The sequence below is a fragment of the Neorhizobium lilium genome, assembly GCF_004053875.1.
Lineage (GTDB): Bacteria > Pseudomonadota > Alphaproteobacteria > Rhizobiales > Rhizobiaceae > Neorhizobium > Neorhizobium lilii.
Map to the genome: position 1 here is coordinate 240,437 of NZ_SBIP01000005.1, position 20,792 is coordinate 261,228.

Genomic DNA, 20,792 nt, shown 5'->3' on the forward strand with positions numbered 1-20,792 from the left:
TGACAGACATGTAGACATTGGGGAACTAACGAGCAAGTGCCGCTCCTGGCGTCATCGCAGCATGTTTAACGACGGTACGCCCAGCGTTCGTCTTGCCCGGTCGAAAGAGCCTCCATGTCCCTTCCCGCATCGGGTGATCGTTTCGCGGCCTTCAGACACCGATCCTACACCCGCTTCTTTCTTGCCCGGTTCTTCTCCGCCTTCGCCATTCAGATCGTCAGCGTCTCCGTCGGCTGGCAGATGTATGACGCGACACGCAACCCGCTTTACCTCGGGCTGATCGGCCTCTTCCAGTTCCTGCCGTCGCTGGTGCTCATCCTGGTGACGGGTACGGTCGCGGATCGGTACAATCGCCGCATGATCGTCGCGGCCTGCATGGTGGTCGGCGGGATATGCTGCGCGGCCCTGCTGGGTCTCACCATTGCGGATGCTTTTTCGCCTTTGCCGGTGTTTTGCATCCTCGTCGTGTTCGGGATAGAGCGGGCCTTCATGGGACCGGCGGTGCAGTCGCTTGGGCCAAACCTCGTTCCTGCGGAGGATCTGCCCAACGCCGTCGCCTGGAACTCTTCATCCTGGCAGACCGCCTCCATCCTTGGCCCCGTCATCGGTGGCCTGCTCTATGGGTTGAGCGCGACCTCAGCCTATACGATCGCTTTCCTGCTGATGGTCGTCTCCGGCATTCTGGTCTTCATGATCCCGAAGCCGGCTCAGCGCACGTCCGGCGCGGAAGTCAGTTGGGAGCAGATCCTGGCTGGTTTCCGGTTCATCCGCCACGAAACCATTGTGCTCGGCGCCATCTCGCTCGATCTGTTTGCGGTTCTCCTCGGCGGCGCGGTCGCTCTCATGCCGATCTTCGCGCGCGATGTGCTGGACCTCGGTCCCTGGGGCCTCGGGCTGCTTCGGGCAGGCCCGGGCGTCGGCGCTATCGGCGTCGCAATCTGGCTTGCCTTCCATCCTATCCGGCATCATGCAGGGATTGCGATGTTCGTCGGTGTCGGCCTGTTCGGCCTCGGCACGCTGATCTTCGGCCTCTCGTCGACGCCCTGGCTTTCGATCGCCGCGCTGATGCTGATGGGCGCGTCCGACATGATCTCCGTCTATGTCCGGGAAACGCTGATCGCGCTCTGGACGCCGGACGAAGTGCGCGGCCGCGTCAACGCGGTCAACATGGTTTTCGTCGGCGCTTCCAATGAGCTCGGCGAGTTTCGTGCAGGCACCATGGCGTCCGTGTTCGGCGCCGTCCCGGCCGTCGTCATCGGCGGCATCGGAACGCTCGCCGTCGCGATCATCTGGGCTGCCAGCTTTCCGAAGCTGCGCCGCATCGACAACCTGGCCGCTCCCGATCAGCCCGAGGACCAACCGCCTCAGCAGGCCTGAAGATCCGCGTGGCGCGCGTCAGGACGCATCTCGTTTAGTGCTTGCCGCCCGCAGAAGACGAGGTCGAGGAAATTCCAGAGCCAGTCCCTGAGGGGCTGATCGAAGATCATCCGGCCGTCCAGATGCTGTTGGCCCTTTTGGGCATTGGGCATCTCGAAACGTTTTTCACCATGAACGACCCAACGGTGCATCATGGCCCGGGTCAGCTCCGCATGGAACTGCAATCCCCAGGCATTGTCGCCGTAACGGATAGCCTGGTTGGGATATACGTCGCCTTCCGCCAGCAGTTTGGCACCGCGGGGCAGATCGAAGCCCTCGCGGTGAAAATGATAGACCATCCTCGGCCACGGCATGAGGAGCCTGCCCTGTTCCGTTGCCCGTAGCGGATACCAGCCGATTTCGGTGAGCTCGTCGCGATGGGCGGCAACATTGCCGCCGAGGTGACGCACCATCATCTGCGCGCCGAGGCAGATACCCAGATAGGGCTTGTTCTCCGTAAGGGGGACACCGATCCAGTCGATCTCGGCCTTGACGTAAGGTTCCGGATCGTTCGCGCTCATCGGTCCGCCGAAGATCACCGCGCCGGAATGCCTCTCCAGCGTATGGGGAAGGCTGTCGCCCAACACAGGGCGGCGGATGTCGAGGGGGAACCCCTTGTCGAGCAGCATCTGTCCAACGCGGCCCGGCGACGAACGCTCCTGGTGGAGCACGACGAGCACGGGCAGATGTACCCTTGGACCGGAAGCAGGCATCAGCATGAATTAAGAACCCTTACTCTCCTCCCGCTTCGGCTCCCACCATGTCCTCTTCGCCCGCCTGGGCCGCAGCGCGCTGGCGCTGCAGAACCCGGTCGCGCGCAGAAACGCCCAGGAGATCGGCAATGCGCCAGATCACGTGGTCCTCGATTTCGCTGCGCTCGCCATCTGCGTAGACGATGTCCCACAGGATCCCGAGAAGCTCGATACGGTCGTCCTCGTTGACGAGGTGCCGTCTCAGATCGGATGTGAAGCGGTAATAATCAACCGCTTCGCTGCCGGCCTCCTGGCCCGCCTGGATCAGATGCTTCAAGCGATCGTCGCTCAAATCGTAGCGGTCGCGCAGAAGGTCACGGAATTTCTGACGTTCCTTATCGGAAATATTGCCGTCGGCCTCCATGACCTGGAAACAGAGCGCCACGAAGGCAACCCTTGGATCGTCGGGCGCAAATTCCTGCGGCTGGTGAGGGGCGGTCAGAGTGTGGAGGAAGGCCTGGATTCGGTCTAGCATCTCGTCCTCAGGCCCTCGGACTTCAGAAGAGCCGGAGCCTTGTTGCAGATTTCTCGGCGTGTTGATCTTTCACACCGGGATCATCCGGTGCGTTGCCAAAAAAGGGAACGGCCTCCCTCTTGTTTTCGGGCGATTTTTGCTCCTGCGGCATCACATTCCCAGCCGCTGGTGGTTTTGCTGCAACAGCAAACTCCTGTTCTTTTGGCTTGGGAGCTTCCGGAGAGGCAAAGACCTCGACCGCAGCTACCTTTGACGCAACTGGTTCAGGATGACGTTCCGGTTCTTCCGCAACAGGAGGCAGGGTCGCAATGGCTCGTTCGGCGCCAGCCGAACCCTCTTCCACAGGTCCTTCGACCTGACCGAAGGGGATCTTCCACTCGAAGGCATCGATGCGGCCCGTCACCGGGGACACGGGCAGCCAGCGCTCCGAAACGAAGCCGTCAGCCACCCAGGAAGGATCGCGTGGCGCCCGTAATGCCTGCGCCATCCAGTGGCGGATGCGGCCCTGATCGCCGGTCTCGGCCTCCTCGATATCGGCCAGCAGGAGATAGGCGGCCTCGCGCGGCGCCATGCGGGCAGCAGCCTCGGCCTTAGCTCTTGCCTTCTTCAGCTCGCTGGCATCCAGGGCTGCTTGCGCGACCGCAAGCAGGGATTCGACATTATTGGGGCGCAGCGCTTCGAGCCTATCCGCACGCTTCAGCCGATCGATGGTGCTGTCGCCGCTGCGGGCACGAACATAGGCCTGGGCGATCTCGGGATGCGGCTGAAGCTTCCAGACGCCCTCCAGCACGGAGGCCGCCTTGCGAACATTGTCTTCGCGGAGATAGCTTTTGGCTGCGATCACCGCGGCGGGAACCAGATCCTTGGCGAGCTTCAACGCTGCCATGGCATCATCGCGCGCGCCCTTCGGATCGCCTTCCAGGCGCTCTCCCGCCTTGGCGGTTAGGAGTACGGCCTTCCAACGATCCGCCTGCGGCTTTTCGATGATATTCGCCATGCGCTGCTGGTCGAGAAGGCGGATAGCGTCCTCCCAGCGGCCGGACTGGCTGTGCGCCTCTAGCGTGGCTTGTGCCGCCCAGGGCAGATAGGGCGCGTGTTCGACCGCTCTTTCTGCATATTGCCGCGCGGCCTCGTTCGCGCCCAGCCGGCGGGCTTCCATGTAGAGACCGCGCAGACCAAGCTCACGGGTTTCCGGGTCGTTCGACATGTCCTCGAATTTGCGGCGGGCATCGTCGTGCTTGCCTTCGATCAAGGCAGTCTGCGCTTCCAGCAAGTGGATCAGCGGCTCCTGATCGGCGCTCAGCAGACCGCGCGTACGAAGGCTCATCTTGCGGGCGAGAAGCGAATTTCCGGCGCCGGCGGCAATCAGGCCGGTGGACAGAGCCTGGTAGCCGCGATCCCGCTTGCGGGAGCGAAAATAGCGGCGAACCGAGTGCGGCGAGGTCCAGATGACGCCAATGATCCACCAGAGGATCATGACGGCGGCAATCAGGACAACCACCATCGTGGCAGCCACCATGAGGCTCGTCTCGATAAGGTGATCCTGCCAGGTGATCGTGATCAGGCCGGGACGGTCTGCAAGCCAGGAAAAACCCCAGCCAAGGCCCAAGACGACAAGAAGAAAAACAAACAGTCTGATCATCCGGTGTTCAATCCTCAGCCTTTTGTGCCGGCAACGGCGCGCGTCAGGGTTCCGTTCACGAGATCTTCCACCTGTACCCGCGCATCGAGCTTGCGCTTGAAGTCCTGGCCGGCCGCCTTGGCGGGCTCGGGAAGGTTACTCCATTCGCGCGCGGCGGCCGCGAGATCCCCGTCGCGAACAGCGTTTTCGATGCGAGCGACGACAGCCTCGGGCGTGGAGCCTTCGACCTGGCCCACCTGCCGGACCTTTACGACAGAGGCAGCCGACGAGAAGAGGCGCGCTGCCAGGCCCTGGTTCGGAGCGGGCTGCTCGGCAGCCTCCAGCATGGCGTCTGCAGCTGGCGAAAAATCGCGTTGCAGTTCGGCGCGGGAGGGCACGCCGGACGCCGCGAAATCGTGCAACTGCGCGACGACCGGGTCGTCGGCGGCCACATTGGCGAATGTCTGAAGTTCAGGCTCGAAAGGACCGCCGCGATCGATAGCGGCTTTCAAGGCTGCTGCGGCGACTGCGCGCGCGACCTGCTGTTCCGGACCGCGGTCGTTGATCTTGGCTTCCGCTTCATTCAACCGGCGTGCAAGTCCTGCATCACTGCTGGCTGTGGCCTGGGTTGCCGAGCGGACGTCCTGAAGCTGCTTTTCGAGAGATGCGAAGCGCTGCTGCATCTCCTCGGACGCTCCGCTGCTGGCTTGAGCCTGCTCCAGCGCCTGGATGCGGGCGGTCAGTGGCTCATCTCCAGCAGGACGTTGCTTCAGTGCCTCGATCTCCTGTCGAAGTGCATCGAGTTCCGGCGAAGGAGCGGAGGAAGCGTTCCGGCTGTCGTCGCTGGAGGCTGCAGGCAGATAGCCGGCATATTGCATACTGCCGGCCAGGAAGAGGGCGACGAGGCCACCGAAGATGCCGGAGGCGACCATTGCAGGCACCGAAGAGCCGGCGCGTGGCGAAGCGGACGGTTCCCGCTCATACGAATGGGACGGCTCCGGCTCGAAACTGGAAGGTTCAGGCTTCCAGTCGCCCTTCGTACCGGTCGGCTTGGAATCTAAAGTTGCAGGCTCAGGCTCATGGCCGGGCAAGGCAGCCTGTTCCATCAGAGTTTCTTGCCCCAACGGGGTTTCCGCAACGGTGTGGTCCAATGGCGGCGTCTCCGAAGCTGTACTCGATGCAGCTTCTCCGCCTTGCTCGTGAGGAGCATCATTTGCGGCGCTCGCCAAGGGAGCATCATTTGCGGCGCTCGCCAAGGGAGCGTCGGGCGCGGCCGTCTCGTCGCTGTCATTGCTGCGAACGGGCTCCGAGACCACCCGTGATTCCTCGGGCGTCAGGTCGATCGTCACGGGGTCCTTGTCTGCCTTGGATCGGCGGGGTGGTTGTTCCTGTACCATCTCGACCTCTTTTCGCGTCTGATGACAGAAACTAGTGGGCGGCATTGTGGAAAGAAAGGGGCGTCAGACGTTTTGCTGTGCGGCGCATCTAAAGGAGTGCAAAAATCCCGTCTTCGTCAGGCCGTGCGGCGACCCTGACATTATGGTGAAGCTGCGTGGGTATGCGCTCAAGCACAGCGTCGCTGATAACCAAAACCATCAGGTTCCGCAGGCGGACGAGATGACGTGCCGGGCCGTCGAAGAAAAGACGGGCGCTTTCGGCCGAGTAGAGCAGAACCGCGTCCGCCTCCCGATCGTCGAGCCTGGCCCCGATCTCCGCGAGGTCGTAGGCTATCGGCAGCATGCGATAGATCTCGGCCACATGCAGGGGCACGTGTTTTTCTGAGCAGGCGGCCTCGAAATGGGGCGAACGGGGATTGCCCGCGAGGTAGAGGACGGGGCGGCTCCCGGCTTGGGCTGCAATAAGGTCGGCCAGACCACGCCCGCCGCCCGGCCCGGTGCGGATATCCGTGAACCCCAACTCCTCCGCCGCCTGTGCCGTCGCAGTTCCGACCGCAAAGACCGGGGTTGCGAGGTGAGAGCCCAGATCATCCTTATGGTTTGACAGCGCTCGAAGAGCTTCGGCGCTGGTCACCGCCAGGACTGCATGCGGCTGCGCAAGCGCGCGCATTACCGCCTCTTGATCATGTAGGGCTTTCATCAACGGAATCAGGACGGGCTCATGCCCGAGGCTTTTCAGCCGCTCGGCGGTGCCGCCGGCGCTATATTCGGGGCGGGTGACGATAACCCGCATGGCTGTCAGGCCCAGCCTTCGAAGAAGCCCGGACCCGCGGCCGCACGAATGGCTTCCCCGGCACTGCGGCCGAGAGTTTCCGCTTTCGTTCGTGTGCCGTCCATTTCGATGCTGTGTTCCTGGCGGCCGTCCGGCGTCAGGATCAGGCCTGAGAATTTCAGGCCCTCGCCATCGCAGATGGCATAGCCGCCGATCGGCGTACGACAGGAGCCATCGAGCGCTGTCAGGAAGGCGCGTTCGCAGGAGACCGCATCGAAGGTCGGACGATCGTTGACCGCTTCCAGCAGGGCGTCGATCCTCGAATCGCCAATGCGGCTTTCGATGCAGATCGCCCCTTGCGCCGGCGCCGGCGGAAAATCGGCGGGGTCGAGCAGTTCGGTCACCACCTCTTCCCGCGTCAGTCGCTTCAAGCCGGCATAGGCGAGCAGCGTTGCATCCACATGGCCTTCGTTCAGCTTACGCAGGCGCGTGCCGACGGAGCCGCGGAAGATCGTCACCTGGATATCGGGGCGTATGCGGCGGATCAGCGCCTGGCGTCTCAGCGAAGCCGTTCCTACCAGTGCGCCATCCGGAAGCGCCATCAGAGTCGGCGCCGTGCGGCCTATGACTGCGTCGCGGATATCCTCGCGCGGCAGATAGGCGGAGATATACAAGCCTTCCGGCAGTGCGGTCGGCATGTCTTTCGACGAATGCACGGCGAAATCCAGGTCGCCCGAGAGGAGTTTTTCCTCAAGCTCCAAGGTAAACAGGCCCTTGCCGCCGATTTCGCTCAAAGGGCGATCGGTGATGCGGTCGCCGGTCGTGGACATCACGACGATCTCGAACATCTCCTCCGGCAGGGCATGCGCCGCCATCAGACGTGCGCGTGCCTCCGCGGCCTGGGCGAGGGCGAGCGGGCTGCCTCGCGTCCCGATCCGGAAAGGTTTCGTTTGCATCCGCGTCATTCCATTGTTACCGGAGGGCTTCGTAGACCGGTTTCCCCGGCATCGCAATTATCGATAGGCGCATGGCGAGTTTTCTTCGCATTCTCGGGATCGAAACAAGCTGCGACGAAACGGCTGCGGCCGTGGTGGCGCGTCACGAGGACGGACGCGGCGAGATCTTGTCCGACGTGGTCTTTTCCCAGCTGGACGAGCACAGCCTCTATGGCGGTGTGGTGCCGGAGATTGCGGCGCGCGCCCATGTGGAAGCGCTCGACGGTCTCGTGGAGGAGGCGCTGCACCGCGCCAATGTGTCGCTACAGGATGTGGACGCGATTGCCGCGACCTCCGGCCCGGGATTGATCGGCGGGCTGATCGTCGGGCTGATGACTGCCAAGGCGATTGCGCGGGCGGCCGGCAAGCCGCTGTTCGCCATCAACCATCTTGAAGGTCATGCGCTGACGGCGCGGCTGACGGACGGGCTGTCATTCCCTTACCTGATGCTGCTCGTCTCCGGCGGGCATACGCAGCTCGTGCTGGTGCGCGGCGTCGGCGAATATGAGCGCTGGGGCACGACCATAGACGATGCGCTGGGCGAGGCCTTCGACAAGACCGCCAAGCTGCTGGGCCTGCCTTATCCCGGCGGTCCGGCGGTGGAAAAGGCTGCCCAGAAGGGCAATTCGGACCGGTTTTCTCTGCCGCGGCCGCTGGTGGGCGAAGCGCGGCTCGACTTCTCCTTTTCGGGCCTGAAGACAGCCGTACGTCAGGCAGCGACCGATATCGCGCCCTTGAGCGATCAGGACGTGGCCGACATCTGCGCCTCCTTCCAGAAGGCGATATCGCGCACGCTGCGGGACAGGATCGGGCGCGGGCTTGCCCGCTTCAGCCGAGAATTTGCGGCACTCGACGTGGACCCGGCGCTGGTGGTGGCGGGCGGTGTCGCCGCCAACCAGGACATCCGCCGGACGCTGCAGGCGCTGTGCCTGGAGCATGGTTTCCGCTTCATCGCACCGCCGCTCCGGCTGTGCACGGATAATGCCGCGATGATTGCCTGGGCCGGGCTCGAGCGGCTTGCGGAAGACATGCCGACCGATACGTTCGACGTTGCGCCGCGCTCCCGCTGGCCGCTGGATGCGCAGGCCCAGACGCTGCTCGGCTCCGGCAAGCGGGGTGCCAAGGCATGAGTGAGCGGATCGCGGTGATCGGAGCCGGCGCGTTCGGAACCGCCCTTGCCGCGGTGATGGCGCTGGAAGGCCGGCATCCTGTAACGCTTGTCGGACGCGACCCGGCGCTGATGACCGACCTGCGCAACGAGCGCATCCACGATGCGGCGCTTCCTGGCGTTCCTTTGCCGGACGTGCTGGAGTTTTCCGCCGAGCCCGATGCAGTCGAGCAGGCGCACTTCGTGCTGTTTGCCATGCCATCCCAGGCACAGCTCGATGCCGCCCGGCACTACGGTCCCTATCTTGGCGCCGATGCGGTTGTGGTCACCTGCGCCAAGGGCATAGACAGGGCAAGTGGGCGCATCCTGACGGATGTGCTGGAAGTGGCCCTGCCGCATCACGCGGTGGCTGCTCTTTCCGGGCCTGGATTTGCGGCGGATATCGCCCGCGGACTGCCGACCGCCATGGCGATCGCTGCCGCTGACGAAGCCATTGCCGAACGCCTGGCTGCTGGGCTCTCGTGCCGCAGCTTCCGTCTTTACCCTTCAGCCGACCGGATCGGCGTGCAGCTCGGCGGAGCGCTCAAGAACGTCCTGGCAATCGCCTGCGGGATCGTGGAAGGCGCCGGTCTTGGCGAATCCGCGCGGGCGGCACTGATTTCCCGCGGACTTGCGGAAATGTCGCGCCTTGTGGAGGCGATGGGCGGCAGGGCGGATACTGTCCGTGGCCTGTCGGGCCTCGGCGATCTCGTGCTGACGGGGACGAGCCACCAATCCAGAAACCTGCGCTTCGGCATTGCGCTCGGGCAGGGCACGCCCCGGGAGACGGAAGGCGGCTTGCTAGTCGAGGGCGTGTTTGCGGCCTCTGTCGCAGCCAGGCTGGGCGTAGAGTTTTCCGTGGACCTGCCGGTCACCGATGCCGTCGCCGCGATCATCGACGGCAAGCTTGGTATTGCCGACGCGGTCGAGCGCCTAATGGCCCGGCCGATCACCACCGAATAGCCGAGACGACAATTATTCCAAAGGAGAGACCCGATGCTGTTTGCCTTCCTCTGCACCGACAAGCCGAACCATCTCAATGTCCGCATGGAAACGCGGCCGGCGCATCTGGAGCATCTCAACACGCTGAACGCCAGCGGCCAGCTGAAATTCGCCGGGCCTTTCCTCGATGACGAAGGCAAGCCGAACGGCAGCCTGGTGGTCGTCGATGCGGCCGACATGGCGGCGGCGCGGACGCTTGCCGAAGCCGATCCTTACTACCTCGCCGGGCTGTTCGAAAAGGTTGACGTCAAGCCGTGGAGCTGGACGATCAACAACCCTGGCAACAAACCTGGCAACAACCCTGGCAACAACCCTGCGAACTGAGGCGAACCATGGCCTACTGGCTCTACAAGTCGGAACCCTCGGCCTGGTCCTGGGAACAGCAAAAGGCGGCGGGGGCCAAGGGCACCGAATGGACAGGCGTCCGCAACTACCTGGCACGCAACAACATGCGGGCCATGAAGATCGGCGACAAAGGCTTCTTCTACCATTCCAACGAGGGCCTGGAGATCGTCGGCATCGTGGAAGTCTGCGCCCTGTCGCATCCGGACTCTTCGGCCAAGGGCGATCCCAAATGGGACTGCGTCGATATTCGCGCCGTCATGGATGTGCCGAAGCCCGTGACGCTGAAAGAGATCAAGGCCAATTCAAAGTTCGAAAAGATGGCTCTGGTGACGTCGATGCGGCTTTCGGTGCAGCCGGTCATGGATGAGGAATATCTGGAGATCTGCAGGCTCGGCGGTATCGACAAGCCGCCACGCTCTTCCGATTGACTCGATCTTGAAGACCGACCCCCGGACCTTCATCCTTGCCAATACGACGCTCATGCGCCCTCCGCATGTGCCGGAAATACGCCTGCATCTCGCCAGCGAGGCGCATGAGCTTTGGCAGAAGACGGAGGAGGATCTGGAGGAAATCGGCCTTCCGCCACCGTTCTGGGCCTTTGCCTGGGCGGGAGGGCAGGGGCTCGCCCGTTTCGTGCTGGATCATCCCGATGTGGTTGCGGGTAAATCCGTGCTGGATTTTGCCAGCGGGTCGGGCCTCGTCGCCATCGCCGCCAAGCTTTCCGGTGCTTCCGGCGTACTCGCCGCCGATATCGACCCGTGGGCAGAAAGCGCGATCGCTTTGAATGCGCTGGAGAACGGTGTCGAGATCTGCTTCACGTCCGAAAACCAGATCGGCAGGTCCACGGAAGCGGACATTATACTGGCGGGAGATGTTTTCTACGACCGGGATTTCGCTGATGTGCTGATCCCCTGGTTCGCGGCGCTTGCCGGCGAGGGAAAGCTGGTTCTGGTGGGCGATCCGGGCCGCAGCTATTGTCCCCGGGAGCGGCTGGAGCAACTCGCTGTCTATGAAGTGCCGGTGACCCGGGCGCTGGAGGACAGCGAGGTCAAACGCACGACGGTCTGGCGGTTCGTATCGTGAGTTAAATTTGCAGCCAGTGGCCGACGGGCGCTATGGTTGCGGTCTTAAGTGAGAGGAAAAAGCAGGATGGCCAAAGCATATTGGGTTGCCACATACCGATCCGTCACCGATCCGGATAAGCTTGCGGCCTATGCCAAGCTTAGCGGTCCCGCAATCAATGCTGCGGGCGGACGCATTCTGGCGCGAGGCCTGCCGTCACAGGTCTACGAACTGGGTCTCGAACAGCGAACGGTGCTGATCGAATTCGACAGTGTAGAGCAGGCGCGCGCCGCGCATGACAGTTCCGCCTACCAGGAAGCCCTGGCCTTGCTCGAAGGCGGCGCCGAACGCGACATCCGCATCATCGAGGGCATCTGACGTCAACGCCCGCCGCGGATGACGCAGACGCCTTCTTCATAGAAGCAGGCGTCGCGTGCGGCGAAGCGCTCGCTGCCCTCGTTCTGGTTCACGTGAATGATCTTGGCGCGGGGCGCCCGAAACACAGGGATGGCCGCGTCGTCGTCGCGATAGCCGCGATCGAAGTAGACGCCGTTTCCATCGTCGCGATAGGCCCATGTGGAGCCGGCCCAGGTGGCGCCGCTACGCTCGGAACCGGTGAAGTCGCGGTCGCTTTCGAAGCGCCGGATCGAGCGGTTGCGGCTCAGATCGGTACTGTCGGCAAACTGGCGGCGAGCCGTATGGTTGTTATGGCGGTCCCAACGGTCGTTGCGGACCCACTGCCGATGATGCCGTCCACTAAAGGTGTTGCCCACAAATTCGGAACTTCCGAAGTGGCGCCCGTGGTGGGCATGATGCCGGTCCAGTCGATGACCCCGCTCTGCGGCTTCCGCGCCCGCCGCCGTCAACGTGGCAGCAACAAGCATAAGGCAGGCCAGCGCCGCCACCACAGATTTCATCCGATTCGCGATCATGGCGAACTCCTGCATACAAGGTTAACCATTGGTTAACACAAACTGGCGCAGCAGGATCGGGCGGCAACGATTTCTTCGTCTTTTATGGTTAACGCTGGAATGGGTGAGCGGGTGCGAAGGACTTGACAATCACACAATCGATTAAATTTCAGAATGGATCTAAATGTTCTTGTCGTCAGACATCCGTGAGCATAAACCACGCTCATGATGCAATGCACATTTCTTCAGCGTGCATTGCCGGGCGTCTGCCCTTTGACACTGCATACGACGCCGCGAGGTTCTGATGGCGAATGTGACGAATAACCGGCCCCTGTCGCCGCATCTGCAAATCTACCGCTTTATTCCCACCATGGCGATGTCGATCGTTCACCGTATTACCGGTGCGGCGCTCTACTTCGGCACCTTGCTGGTCGCCGCCTGGCTGATTGCCGCGGCCTCGGGTGAGGAGCACTTCAACCAGGTCAACTGGCTGTTCGGCTCGATCATCGGCCAGATCGTGCTGTTGGGCTATACCTGGGCGCTGCTCCACCATCTGCTGGGCGGCCTGCGCCACATCATGTGGGATCTCGGCTACGGCTTCGAGAAAGAGTTTTCCACCAAGCTCGCCAAGGGCAACCTCATCGCTTCCATCGTGCTCACGGTGGTGGTCTGGGCAATCGTGCTGATCATTCGCTGAGGAGATAGTTCAATGGACATGCGTACTCCCCTCGGCAAGGTCCGCGGGCTGGGCTCCGCAAAGAGCGGCACCGAGCATTTCTGGCGCGTTCGCACCACCTCGATCGCGCTCGTGCCCCTGCTTCTGTTCTATATCGTGTTCCTGATCCTGTATGGCGGCCGGCCCTATCCGGAAGTCGTCTCCGCGCTTTCCAATCCCTTCGTAGCGACCATCAACGGCCTGACCGTGATCGCCAGCATCGTGCACATGCGGCTCGGCATGGAAGAAGTGATCCAGGACTATATTCATAACGAAGTCACCAAGATGGCGTTGTTGATCCTCAACGCATTCTTTTCACTGCTGGTCGGCGGCCTCTGTCTTTTCGCCGTCCTGAAAATCGCATTTGCAGGATAATCCCGCCATGGCATCCGTTACCCCTATTGCCCCGAATGGCGCCGCTCATAACGGCAAGGCCTATACCTATGTCGACCACTCCTACGACGTGATCGTCGTCGGTGCCGGCGGCGCCGGTCTTCGCGCCACGCTCGGCATGGCCGAACAGGGCTTCAAGACGGCCTGCATCACCAAGGTGTTCCCGACCCGGTCCCATACGGTAGCGGCACAGGGCGGCATCGCTGCCTCGCTGCAGAACATGACACCGGATAGCTGGCAGTGGCATCTCTACGACACGGTCAAGGGCTCCGACTGGCTGGGCGATGTCGATGCCATGCAGTACATGGTCATGGAAGCGCCCAAGGCCGTCTACGAGCTCGAACATTACGGCGTGCCGTTCTCGCGTAACGACGAGGGCAAGATCTACCAGCGCCCGTTCGGTGGCCACATGCAGAATTTCGGCGCCGGCCCGCCGGTGCAGCGCACCTGTGCTGCGGCCGACCGTACCGGCCACGCCATCCTGCACACGCTTTACGGCCAGTCGCTGAAGCACAATGCAGAATTCTTCATCGAGTATTTCGCGATCGATCTGATCATGTCGGATGACGGCCGCTGCACCGGCGTCGTCGCCTGGAACCTCGACGACGGCACGATCCATCGCTTTGCCGCCAAGATGGTGGTGCTGGCGACCGGCGGCTACGGCCGTGCCTATTTCTCGGCGACCTCGGCCCATACCTGCACCGGCGACGGCGGCGGCATGGCGGCACGCGCCGGCATTCCGCTGCAGGATATGGAATTCGTGCAGTTCCACCCGACCGGTATTTACGGTTCCGGCTGTCTGATCACCGAAGGCGCACGCGGGGAGGGTGGATATCTCGTCAACTCCGAAGGCGAGCGCTTCATGGAGCGCTATGCGCCGTCCGCCAAGGACCTTGCCTCGCGCGACGTGGTGTCCCGCTGCATGACGCTCGAAATCCGTGAGGGTCGCGGCGTCGGCAAGAACAAGGACCATATCTTCCTGCATCTCGACCATCTCGACCCGGCCGTGCTGCACGAACGCCTGCCCGGCATTTCCGAGAGCGCCAAGATCTTCGCCGGTGTCGATGTGACGCGCGAACCGATCCCGGTTCTGCCGACGGTGCATTACAACATGGGCGGCATCCCGACCAATTACTGGGGCGAGGTGCTGAACGCCGATGGCGACAACCCCGAACGCATTCTGCCCGGCCTGATGGCCGTCGGCGAAGCGGGCTGCGCCTCGGTGCACGGCGCCAACCGCCTCGGTTCCAATTCGCTGATCGACCTGGTCGTGTTCGGCCGTGCGGCCGCCATGCGCGCCGCCCAGGTGGTCGATCGCACCGGACCGATCCCGGCGCTGAACGTGGCCGCCTGCGACAAGATCATGGAACGCTTCGACCGTGCCCGGTATGCGAGCGGCGGAACGCCGACCGCCGTTCTGCGCGACAAGATGCAGCGCGCCATGCAGGAAGACGCAGCCGTGTTCCGCGCACAGGAATCGCTGGAGTCCGGTTGCCGCCGGCTGTCTGAGATCTGGACCGAGCTGAAGGACATCAAGGTCACCGACCGCTCGATGATCTGGAACTCGGACCTTGTCGAGACGCTGGAACTGCACAATCTGATGGCGAACGCGATCACCACCGTCTACGGCGCCGAGGCCCGCAAGGAAAGCCGCGGCAGTCATGCCCGCGAAGACTACACATCCGGCCCGTTTGCCGGCCGCGACGACGTTAACTGGCGCAAGCATACGCTGGCCTGGGTGAACGAGGCGGGCGACATCAAGCTCGACTACCGCCCTGTCCATACCGAGCTGATCGCCGAGGGCATCGACGCCTACAAGATCGAGCCGAAGGCCCGGGTATATTAAAATGATTCGACTAACGGGCCCGACCATTAGGCGAAATTTGCGAGCCTTATGGGCTGAAGTGGTTGGGATACCCTATGAGCCTGCATTTACAACAATCAATGCAGCGCAACAGATTAATTTCGAGCGCAGCAGCAAGGGGTTTGACGGTGGGTTGCTGAGCTGGATACAGGTCGTTGATGAGGTTTCGTTTTGGCTGGCTTCGTTAAGCATGGCCTTAGAAGATGAGCATAATTCCGATAATAAAAGAGATTTGGTTTGCCGATTTATGATCGGTGGCCTCTCTGCCCATATGAACGCTGTTCGTACTCTGGTCATAGCGGGATTTGATGTTCCCGCAAAAATGCTTGTGAGACAGATAGAGGAGCATTGCTCCCTTCTCATCCTCCTAATGGACGACGCTGAACTTTGTAGCGAGTTTCATCATCATCATGAGCCAGAAGCCTCCAACAAGTTCTGGCACAAGCATATATCAAAAGGAAAGCTGGAGAAGAAGATTAACGAGAAATTGAAGGCGCGGAATCCGGAACTTTCTGACGCTGTAGCTGAGCTAGGTGATTGGCTGAAAGAGGAGCGGCTGGTATTGTCTGCCGCTTCACATCCTTCTTTCTTGGCTTCCGCAATGACTGTCGCTGCTGGAGCAAGTAGTGGCAGAGGGGGTGGCGGAGTGTTCGGATTCGCTGACGCAGCTTCCGCCAGAACGCTAAGAGTTCTGTTCTACCACCTATTTCTATTGATGTGGGTACAGCAACATTCGTTTCAATATCTTGTGAATAAGATCGACATTTGCAGTGGAAATCCTTTTGGCGAGCAAGTCCATAAAAGGCGCGACTTTGTGTATCGGCTGATGCTCTTCGTTGCGATAAAACAAGATGAATTGCCTCTGCAGCCAAAGTTTATCGAAGATGAGGACCTGGAACATGGTTGAACTCGCTCTCCCCAAGAATTCCCAGATGACCGAAGGCAAGGTCTGGCCGAAGCCGGCCGACGCCAAGAACGTCCGGGAGCTTCGGATCTATCGCTGGAACCCGGACGACGGGAAGAACCCCAGCATCGACACTTTCTACGTGGATGTGGACGATTGCGGCCCGATGGTTCTGGACGCCCTGCTCTACATCAAGAACAAGGTCGATCCTTCGCTGGCGCTGCGGCGCTCCTGCCGCGAAGGCATCTGCGGTTCTTGCGCCATGAATATCGATGGCTCGAACACGCTCGCCTGCACCAAGGGCATGGAAGACATCAAGGGCACGGTGAAGATCTATCCGCTGCCGCATATGCCTGTGGTTAAGGATCTCGTCCCGGACCTCACCAATTTCTATGCGCAGCACCGGTCGATCGAACCCTGGCTGAAGACGGTTTCGCCGCCGCCCGCCAAGGAATGGAAGCAGAGCCATGAGGACCGGCAGAAGCTGGACGGCCTCTACGAGTGCATTCTGTGTGCCTGCTGCTCGACATCCTGTCCCAGCTACTGGTGGAATGGCGACCGTTATCTCGGTCCCGCCACCCTGCTGCAGGCCTATCGCTGGCTGATCGACTCCAGAGACGAAGCCAAGGGCGAACGGCTCGACAACCTCGAGGACCCCTTCCGGCTCTATCGCTGCCACACGATCATGAACTGTGCCCAGACCTGCCCCAAGGGTCTGAACCCGGCCAAGGCCATTGCGGAAATCAAGAAGATGATGATCGAGCGCCGCGTTTAGTGGGTTTTGGCTTCACGATCTGATGTTTATTGGCGGTCCGGTGGTTCACAGGACCGCCAAATTGTTCCAGTAGAGCTTGATTAACGATATCTTTACGATAATTCGGTCCCATTTAATTGGCACTTGGTGTCGGTGGGCCTGAAACAGGAGTTGGATGATGCAGTTCAGATATGCGGCGACGGGTCTTCTTCTCGCCTTGGCGCTTGCCGGTTGCCAGCGGACGTCATCCAGCCCCTATAGCGATCTGCCTTCACAGCCCGCTCCGCTCCAGGCCCAGCCGGTGCCTTCCGTTCAGGGAAGCCAGCTTCCGCCTCCCGGTGGCACGGACCAGAGCCAGTTCCCGTCGGCACCGGCCAATAACACGATGATGGCCTCTGCCAATCCGGCAGCCGGCGCGCCGGGCAGCGCACTGGACGTCAAGAAGGAAGGCATGGTCGGCAACTGGCGTATTTCCAATGGCGGCGCCTCCTGCGACATGTTCCTGACGCTGACCAATCTCGGCGGCGGATCGCGCGGCGGCACACGTGGTTGCTCCGGAGAGCTGACGGCAATGGGCTCCTGGGAAGTGTCCGGCAAGGCCGTGCAGTTCAAGAGCCGCGCCGGCGACGTGATCGGTACTGTCTACAAGAGCGCCGACAATCGTTATGACGGCACCACGGCCTCCGGACAGCCGCTCAGCCTCAGCCGCTGATCTGCGGCGGCAGAGGGCGTCCGAGTGGAACCCATTCCCGACTATACGTCGAGTGTCGCTGAAGAGCTGAAGGCGCTCGCAGTCTCGGGCGCGCTGACGCCGGATGCGGCGCAGATGCAGGTGGCCGCCAAGCTCGACCATGTTCTGACCTGCCTGAAGGAAACCAAGCCGGCCAAGAAGAGCAGCGCTCTCGGCTGGCTGTTTGCCCGGGGAAGCGGAAAGCCGCGCAAGATCCGTGGGCTCTACGTGCATGGCAGCGTCGGGCGCGGCAAGACCATGCTGATGGACATGTTCTTCAAGAAGGCGCCGATCGCGCGAAAACGCCGCGCGCATTTCCACGAGTTCATGGCCGACGTCCATAGCCGCATTCACGAGCATCGGCAGAAGCTGAAGAGGGGCGAGACCCGTCAGGCCGATCCCGTGCCACCCGTGGCCGCTGCGCTGTTTGCGGAAGCGGAACTGCTCTGCTTCGACGAGTTCTCCGTCACCGACATTACCGATGCGATGATCCTGGCGCGGCTGTTCACCGAACTGTTCGGCCTCGGCTGCGTGCTGATCGCCACATCGAACGTGGCGCCCGACGATCTCTATCGGGAGGGACTGAACCGCAGCCTCTTCCTGCCTTTCATCGGGCTCCTGGAAACGCATGTGGATGTGGTGACGCTCGATTCGCCGACCGACTACCGCATGCAGAAGCTGGCAAACCTCCCTGTCTACATCTCTCCGCTCGATGCGCGGGCGGATGCAGCCATGACTGCTGCCTGGAACCAAGTGACGGATGGGGTGAAAGGCGCGCCGGTCGAAGTGCCCCGCAAGGGCCGCAGCATCCATGTGCCGCTGGCGGCAGGCCGGGCCGCCCGCTTTTCGTTTTCAGACATATGCGAGAAACCGCTTGGCGCTGCTGACTATCTGGCGCTTGCCGAGCGCTTCGACCAGATCTTCGTGGAGCACGTCCCGCAACTGGGGCCGGAAAAGCGCAACGAGGCCAAGCGCTTCATCAATCTCGTCGATACGCTCTATGACAATACCGTGCGGCTCTACGTGTCCGCCGAGACGTCTGCGGAAGATATTCTGACGGAACGGCGCGGCACGGAAGGCTTCGAATTCGATCGAACGGTTTCCCGCCTGTTCGAGATGCGAAGCGCCGACTATCTGGCGCGCCACCAGGCGGAACGCGCCGAAGCTTAACACTTTCGTGACGGAATATCTTACGTTTACGTAAGATATTTTCGATCTAAACGTTTGAAAAACTTAGCTCTGAAATAATTCATTGCCATTTTCCAAGTATAGAGCTATGCGAATGCCACCCGATGGCCTGCCATGGCCTTGCGGTGAGAAGGATCTTGAAAGGAAGCTTTTCGATGGCGCGCAAGAAGATCGCACTTATTGGTTCCGGCATGATCGGCGGCACCCTGGCTCACCTGGCCAGCCTGAAAGAACTGGGCGATGTCGTCCTGTTCGACATTGCTGACGGCATTCCGCAGGGCAAGGGTCTCGACATCGCCCAGTCCGGCCCCGTCGAAGGCTTCAATGCCAAGCTCACCGGCGCCAGCGATTACGCTGCGATCGAAGGTGCCGACGTCTGCATCGTGACCGCCGGCGTTGCCCGCAAGCCGGGCATGAGCCGCGACGACCTGCTCGGCATCAACCTCAAGGTCATGGAACAGGTCGGCGCCGGCATCAAGAAATATGCCCCGAACGCCTTCGTGATCTGCATCACCAATCCGCTTGACGCGATGGTCTGGGCGCTTCAGAAATTCTCGGGCCTGCCGAAGAACATGGTCGTCGGCATGGCCGGCGTACTGGACTCGGCCCGTTTCCGTCTGTTCCTGTCCGAAGAATTCAACGTCTCCGTCCAGGATGTGACGGCGTTCGTTCTCGGCGGTCATGGCGACACCATGGTGCCGCTCGCCCGTTATTCGACCGTTGGCGGTGTTCCGCTGACCGATCTCGTCAAGATGGGCTGGGTCACCAAGGAGCGCCTGGAAGAAATCATCCAGCGCACCCGTGACGGCGGCGCAGAGATCGTCGGCCTACTCAAGACGGGCTCGGCCTATTACGCACCGGCCGCTTCGGCGATCGAAATGGCTGAATCCTTCCTCAAGGACAAGAAGCGCGTTCTGCCGGCTGCCGCCTACCTTTCGGGCCAGTATGGCGTCAAGGACATGTATGTCGGCGTGCCGACGATCATCGGTGCCGGTGGCATCGAGCGCATCATCGAAGTCGAATTCAACAAGGACGAAGAAGCGGCTTTCCAGAAGTCCGTCGGCGCGGTCGCCAGCCTCTGCGAAGCCTGCGTCGCCATCGCTCCGGCTCTCAAGTAATCCAGACAGGATAGAGACTCATGAATATTCACGAATACCAGGCCAAGGCTCTGCTGAAGGGCTATGGCGCGCCGGTCGCCGCGGGCGTGCCGATCCTGAAAGTGGAAGAAGCCGAAGCCGCTGCAAGGTCGCTTCCCGGTCCGCTTTACGTCGTCAAGAGCCAGATCCATGCCGGCGGTCGCGGCAAGGGCAAGTTCAAGGAACTCGGTCCCGATGCCAAGGGCGGCGTTCGCCTGGCGAAGTCGATCGAGGAAGTCGTCGCCCATGCCAAGGACATGCTCGGCAACACGCTGGTGACGGCGCAGACGGGCGAGGCCGGCAAACAGGTAAACCGCCTCTATATCGAAGACGGTGCCGACATCGACCGCGAGCTATATTGCTCGATCCTGGTCGACCGCTCGGTCGGCAGGGTGGCTTTCGTCGTTTCGACCGAAGGCGGCATGGATATCGAGGCTGTCGCCCATGACACGCCCGAGAAGATCCACACGATCGCCATCGATCCGGTCGCTGGTGTGACCGCCGACGACGTGACGAAGATTTCCAACGCTCTCGAACTGAACGGCGCTGCCGCCGAAGACGCCAAGTCGCTCTTCCCGGCGCTCTACAAGGCCTTCGGCGAAAAGGACATGGCTCTTCTTGAAGTCAATCCGCTGATCGTCATGAAGGACGGCCATCTGCGCGTTCTCGACGCCAAGATGTCCTTCGACGGCAATGCGCTGTTCCGCCACGACGACGTCAAGGCGCTGCGCGACGAGACCGAAGAAGACGCCAAGGAAATCGAGGCTTCCAAGTGGGACCTCGCCTATGTGGCACTCGATGGCAATATCGGCTGCATGGTCAACGGCGCCGGTCTCGCCATGGCGACGATGGACATCATCAAGCTTTACGGCAAGGAGCCGGCAAACTTCTGCGACGTCGGCGGTGGCGCCGGCAAGGAGAAGGTCGCTGCAGCCTTCAAGATCATCACGGCCGACCCGAAGGTCGAGGGCATCCTCGTCAACATCTTCGGCGGCATCATGAAGTGCGACGTCATCGCCGAAGGCGTTGTCGCTGCGGTTCAGGAAGTGGGTCTCAAGGTTCCGCTCGTGGTGCGCCTCGAAGGCACCAATGTGGAGCTTGGCAAGAAGATCCTCAACGAGTCCGGTCTTGCGATCACGGCCGCCGACGACCTGGACGATGCTGCGAAGAAGATCGTCGCGGCGATCAACGGCTGATTTTGAAGGACCGGAAA

Annotated in this window: 23 protein-coding genes; 16 read left to right on the plus strand and 7 right to left on the minus strand. The window is 61.8% G+C overall.

Annotation, left to right across the window (positions count from 1 at the left end; all coding sequences use genetic code 11):
* Window positions 1-114 precede the first annotated feature (114 nt).
* Entirely contained in the window at window positions 115-1,377 is a 1,263-nt protein-coding gene (locus tag EPK99_RS21995; RefSeq protein WP_128445238.1) for an MFS transporter, read from the plus strand.
* Here the strand turns inward: EPK99_RS21995 and EPK99_RS22000 are convergent.
* From EPK99_RS22000 to hemC, 6 genes are all read right to left on the minus strand, one after another.
* Window positions 1,365-2,135 (minus strand): glutamine amidotransferase, encoded by a 771-nt coding sequence (locus EPK99_RS22000; protein WP_128445239.1) that lies wholly within the window; start codon window positions 2,133-2,135, stop codon window positions 1,365-1,367. The genes EPK99_RS21995 and EPK99_RS22000 overlap by 13 nt on opposite strands.
* 13 nt (window positions 2,136-2,148) lie before the next feature.
* Window positions 2,149-2,643, minus strand: a complete 495-nt coding sequence (locus tag EPK99_RS22005; RefSeq protein WP_128445240.1) for a tellurite resistance TerB family protein — start codon at window positions 2,641-2,643, stop codon at window positions 2,149-2,151.
* Window positions 2,644-2,665: 22 nt separating this feature from the next.
* Entirely contained in the window at window positions 2,666-4,285 is a 1,620-nt protein-coding gene (locus EPK99_RS22010; RefSeq protein WP_128445241.1) for a heme biosynthesis protein HemY, read from the minus strand.
* A gap of 14 nt (window positions 4,286-4,299) precedes the next feature.
* Entirely contained in the window at window positions 4,300-5,661 is a 1,362-nt protein-coding gene (locus tag EPK99_RS22015) for a COG4223 family protein (protein ID WP_128445242.1), read from the minus strand.
* An 88-nt stretch (window positions 5,662-5,749) separates the two neighbouring features.
* Window positions 5,750-6,454, minus strand: a complete 705-nt coding sequence (locus tag EPK99_RS22020) for a uroporphyrinogen-III synthase (protein ID WP_128445243.1) — start codon at window positions 6,452-6,454, stop codon at window positions 5,750-5,752.
* A gap of 5 nt (window positions 6,455-6,459) precedes the next feature.
* Entirely contained in the window at window positions 6,460-7,389 is a 930-nt protein-coding gene (gene hemC / locus EPK99_RS22025) for a hydroxymethylbilane synthase (protein ID WP_128445244.1), read from the minus strand.
* A 71-nt stretch (window positions 7,390-7,460) separates the two neighbouring features.
* On the opposite strand from hemC, the gene tsaD reads away from it, so the two are divergent.
* The 6 genes from tsaD to EPK99_RS22055 all read left to right on the plus strand — a co-directional run bounded on the left by tsaD (window position 7,461) and on the right by EPK99_RS22055 (window position 11,362).
* Window positions 7,461-8,558: a tRNA (adenosine(37)-N6)-threonylcarbamoyltransferase complex transferase subunit TsaD gene (gene tsaD, locus EPK99_RS22030; RefSeq protein ID WP_128445245.1), complete on the plus strand. Its 1,098-nt coding sequence runs from the start codon at window positions 7,461-7,463 to the stop codon at window positions 8,556-8,558.
* Entirely contained in the window at window positions 8,555-9,538 is a 984-nt protein-coding gene (locus EPK99_RS22035; protein ID WP_128445246.1) for an NAD(P)H-dependent glycerol-3-phosphate dehydrogenase, read from the plus strand. The genes tsaD and EPK99_RS22035 overlap by 4 nt, the downstream gene beginning before the upstream one ends.
* Before the next feature lie 33 nt (window positions 9,539-9,571).
* Window positions 9,572-9,901 (plus strand): YciI-like protein, encoded by a 330-nt coding sequence (locus EPK99_RS22040; protein WP_128445247.1) that lies wholly within the window; start codon window positions 9,572-9,574, stop codon window positions 9,899-9,901.
* 8 nt (window positions 9,902-9,909) lie between these two features.
* On the plus strand, window positions 9,910-10,350 hold the full coding sequence (locus tag EPK99_RS22045) for an EVE domain-containing protein (protein WP_128445248.1): 441 nt from the start codon (window positions 9,910-9,912) through the stop codon (window positions 10,348-10,350).
* A gap of 7 nt (window positions 10,351-10,357) precedes the next feature.
* Window positions 10,358-11,005, plus strand: coding sequence for a class I SAM-dependent methyltransferase (locus EPK99_RS22050; RefSeq protein WP_128445249.1), 648 nt, complete (start codon window positions 10,358-10,360; stop codon window positions 11,003-11,005).
* A 66-nt stretch (window positions 11,006-11,071) separates the two neighbouring features.
* Window positions 11,072-11,362 carry a DUF1330 domain-containing protein gene (locus EPK99_RS22055; RefSeq protein WP_128445250.1) on the plus strand — a complete coding sequence of 97 codons (291 nt, stop codon included), beginning with the start codon at window positions 11,072-11,074 and terminating at the stop codon, window positions 11,360-11,362.
* Between the two features lie 2 nt (window positions 11,363-11,364).
* On the opposite strand, the gene EPK99_RS22060 is transcribed toward EPK99_RS22055, so the two are convergent.
* Complete coding sequence (locus tag EPK99_RS22060; protein ID WP_128445251.1) at window positions 11,365-11,916, minus strand: hypothetical protein; 552 nt, start codon at window positions 11,914-11,916, stop codon at window positions 11,365-11,367.
* Between the two features lie 283 nt (window positions 11,917-12,199).
* Between EPK99_RS22060 and sdhC the strand changes: the two genes are divergently transcribed.
* The 9 genes from sdhC to sucC all read left to right on the plus strand — a co-directional run bounded on the left by sdhC (window position 12,200) and on the right by sucC (window position 20,775).
* On the plus strand, window positions 12,200-12,592 hold the full coding sequence (gene sdhC / locus EPK99_RS22065; RefSeq protein WP_128445252.1) for a succinate dehydrogenase, cytochrome b556 subunit: 393 nt from the start codon (window positions 12,200-12,202) through the stop codon (window positions 12,590-12,592).
* Window positions 12,593-12,604: 12 nt separating this feature from the next.
* On the plus strand, window positions 12,605-12,985 hold the full coding sequence (gene sdhD, locus EPK99_RS22070; RefSeq protein WP_128445253.1) for a succinate dehydrogenase, hydrophobic membrane anchor protein: 381 nt from the start codon (window positions 12,605-12,607) through the stop codon (window positions 12,983-12,985).
* A 7-nt stretch (window positions 12,986-12,992) separates the two neighbouring features.
* On the plus strand, window positions 12,993-14,849 hold the full coding sequence (sdhA, locus tag EPK99_RS22075; protein ID WP_164901840.1) for a succinate dehydrogenase flavoprotein subunit: 1,857 nt from the start codon (window positions 12,993-12,995) through the stop codon (window positions 14,847-14,849).
* Between the two features lies 1 nt (window position 14,850).
* Window positions 14,851-15,774: a hypothetical protein gene (locus tag EPK99_RS22080; protein ID WP_128445254.1), complete on the plus strand. Its 924-nt coding sequence runs from the start codon at window positions 14,851-14,853 to the stop codon at window positions 15,772-15,774.
* Window positions 15,767-16,546 carry a succinate dehydrogenase iron-sulfur subunit gene (locus EPK99_RS22085; protein WP_128445255.1) on the plus strand — a complete coding sequence of 260 codons (780 nt, stop codon included), beginning with the start codon at window positions 15,767-15,769 and terminating at the stop codon, window positions 16,544-16,546. The genes EPK99_RS22080 and EPK99_RS22085 overlap by 8 nt, the downstream gene beginning before the upstream one ends.
* Before the next feature lie 157 nt (window positions 16,547-16,703).
* Window positions 16,704-17,237, plus strand: coding sequence for a protease inhibitor Inh/omp19 family protein (locus EPK99_RS22090; protein WP_128445256.1), 534 nt, complete (start codon window positions 16,704-16,706; stop codon window positions 17,235-17,237).
* Between the two features lie 24 nt (window positions 17,238-17,261).
* Window positions 17,262-18,425 carry a cell division protein ZapE gene (gene zapE / locus EPK99_RS22095; RefSeq protein ID WP_128445257.1) on the plus strand — a complete coding sequence of 388 codons (1,164 nt, stop codon included), beginning with the start codon at window positions 17,262-17,264 and terminating at the stop codon, window positions 18,423-18,425.
* Between the two features lie 173 nt (window positions 18,426-18,598).
* Window positions 18,599-19,561, plus strand: a complete 963-nt coding sequence (gene mdh / locus EPK99_RS22100; RefSeq protein ID WP_128445258.1) for a malate dehydrogenase — start codon at window positions 18,599-18,601, stop codon at window positions 19,559-19,561.
* A gap of 20 nt (window positions 19,562-19,581) precedes the next feature.
* The gene (gene sucC, locus EPK99_RS22105) at window positions 19,582-20,775 is read left to right on the plus strand and encodes an ADP-forming succinate--CoA ligase subunit beta (RefSeq protein ID WP_128445259.1); all 1,194 of its coding nucleotides are present in this window, start codon (window positions 19,582-19,584) and stop codon (window positions 20,773-20,775) included.
* Window positions 20,776-20,792 lie beyond the last annotated feature (17 nt).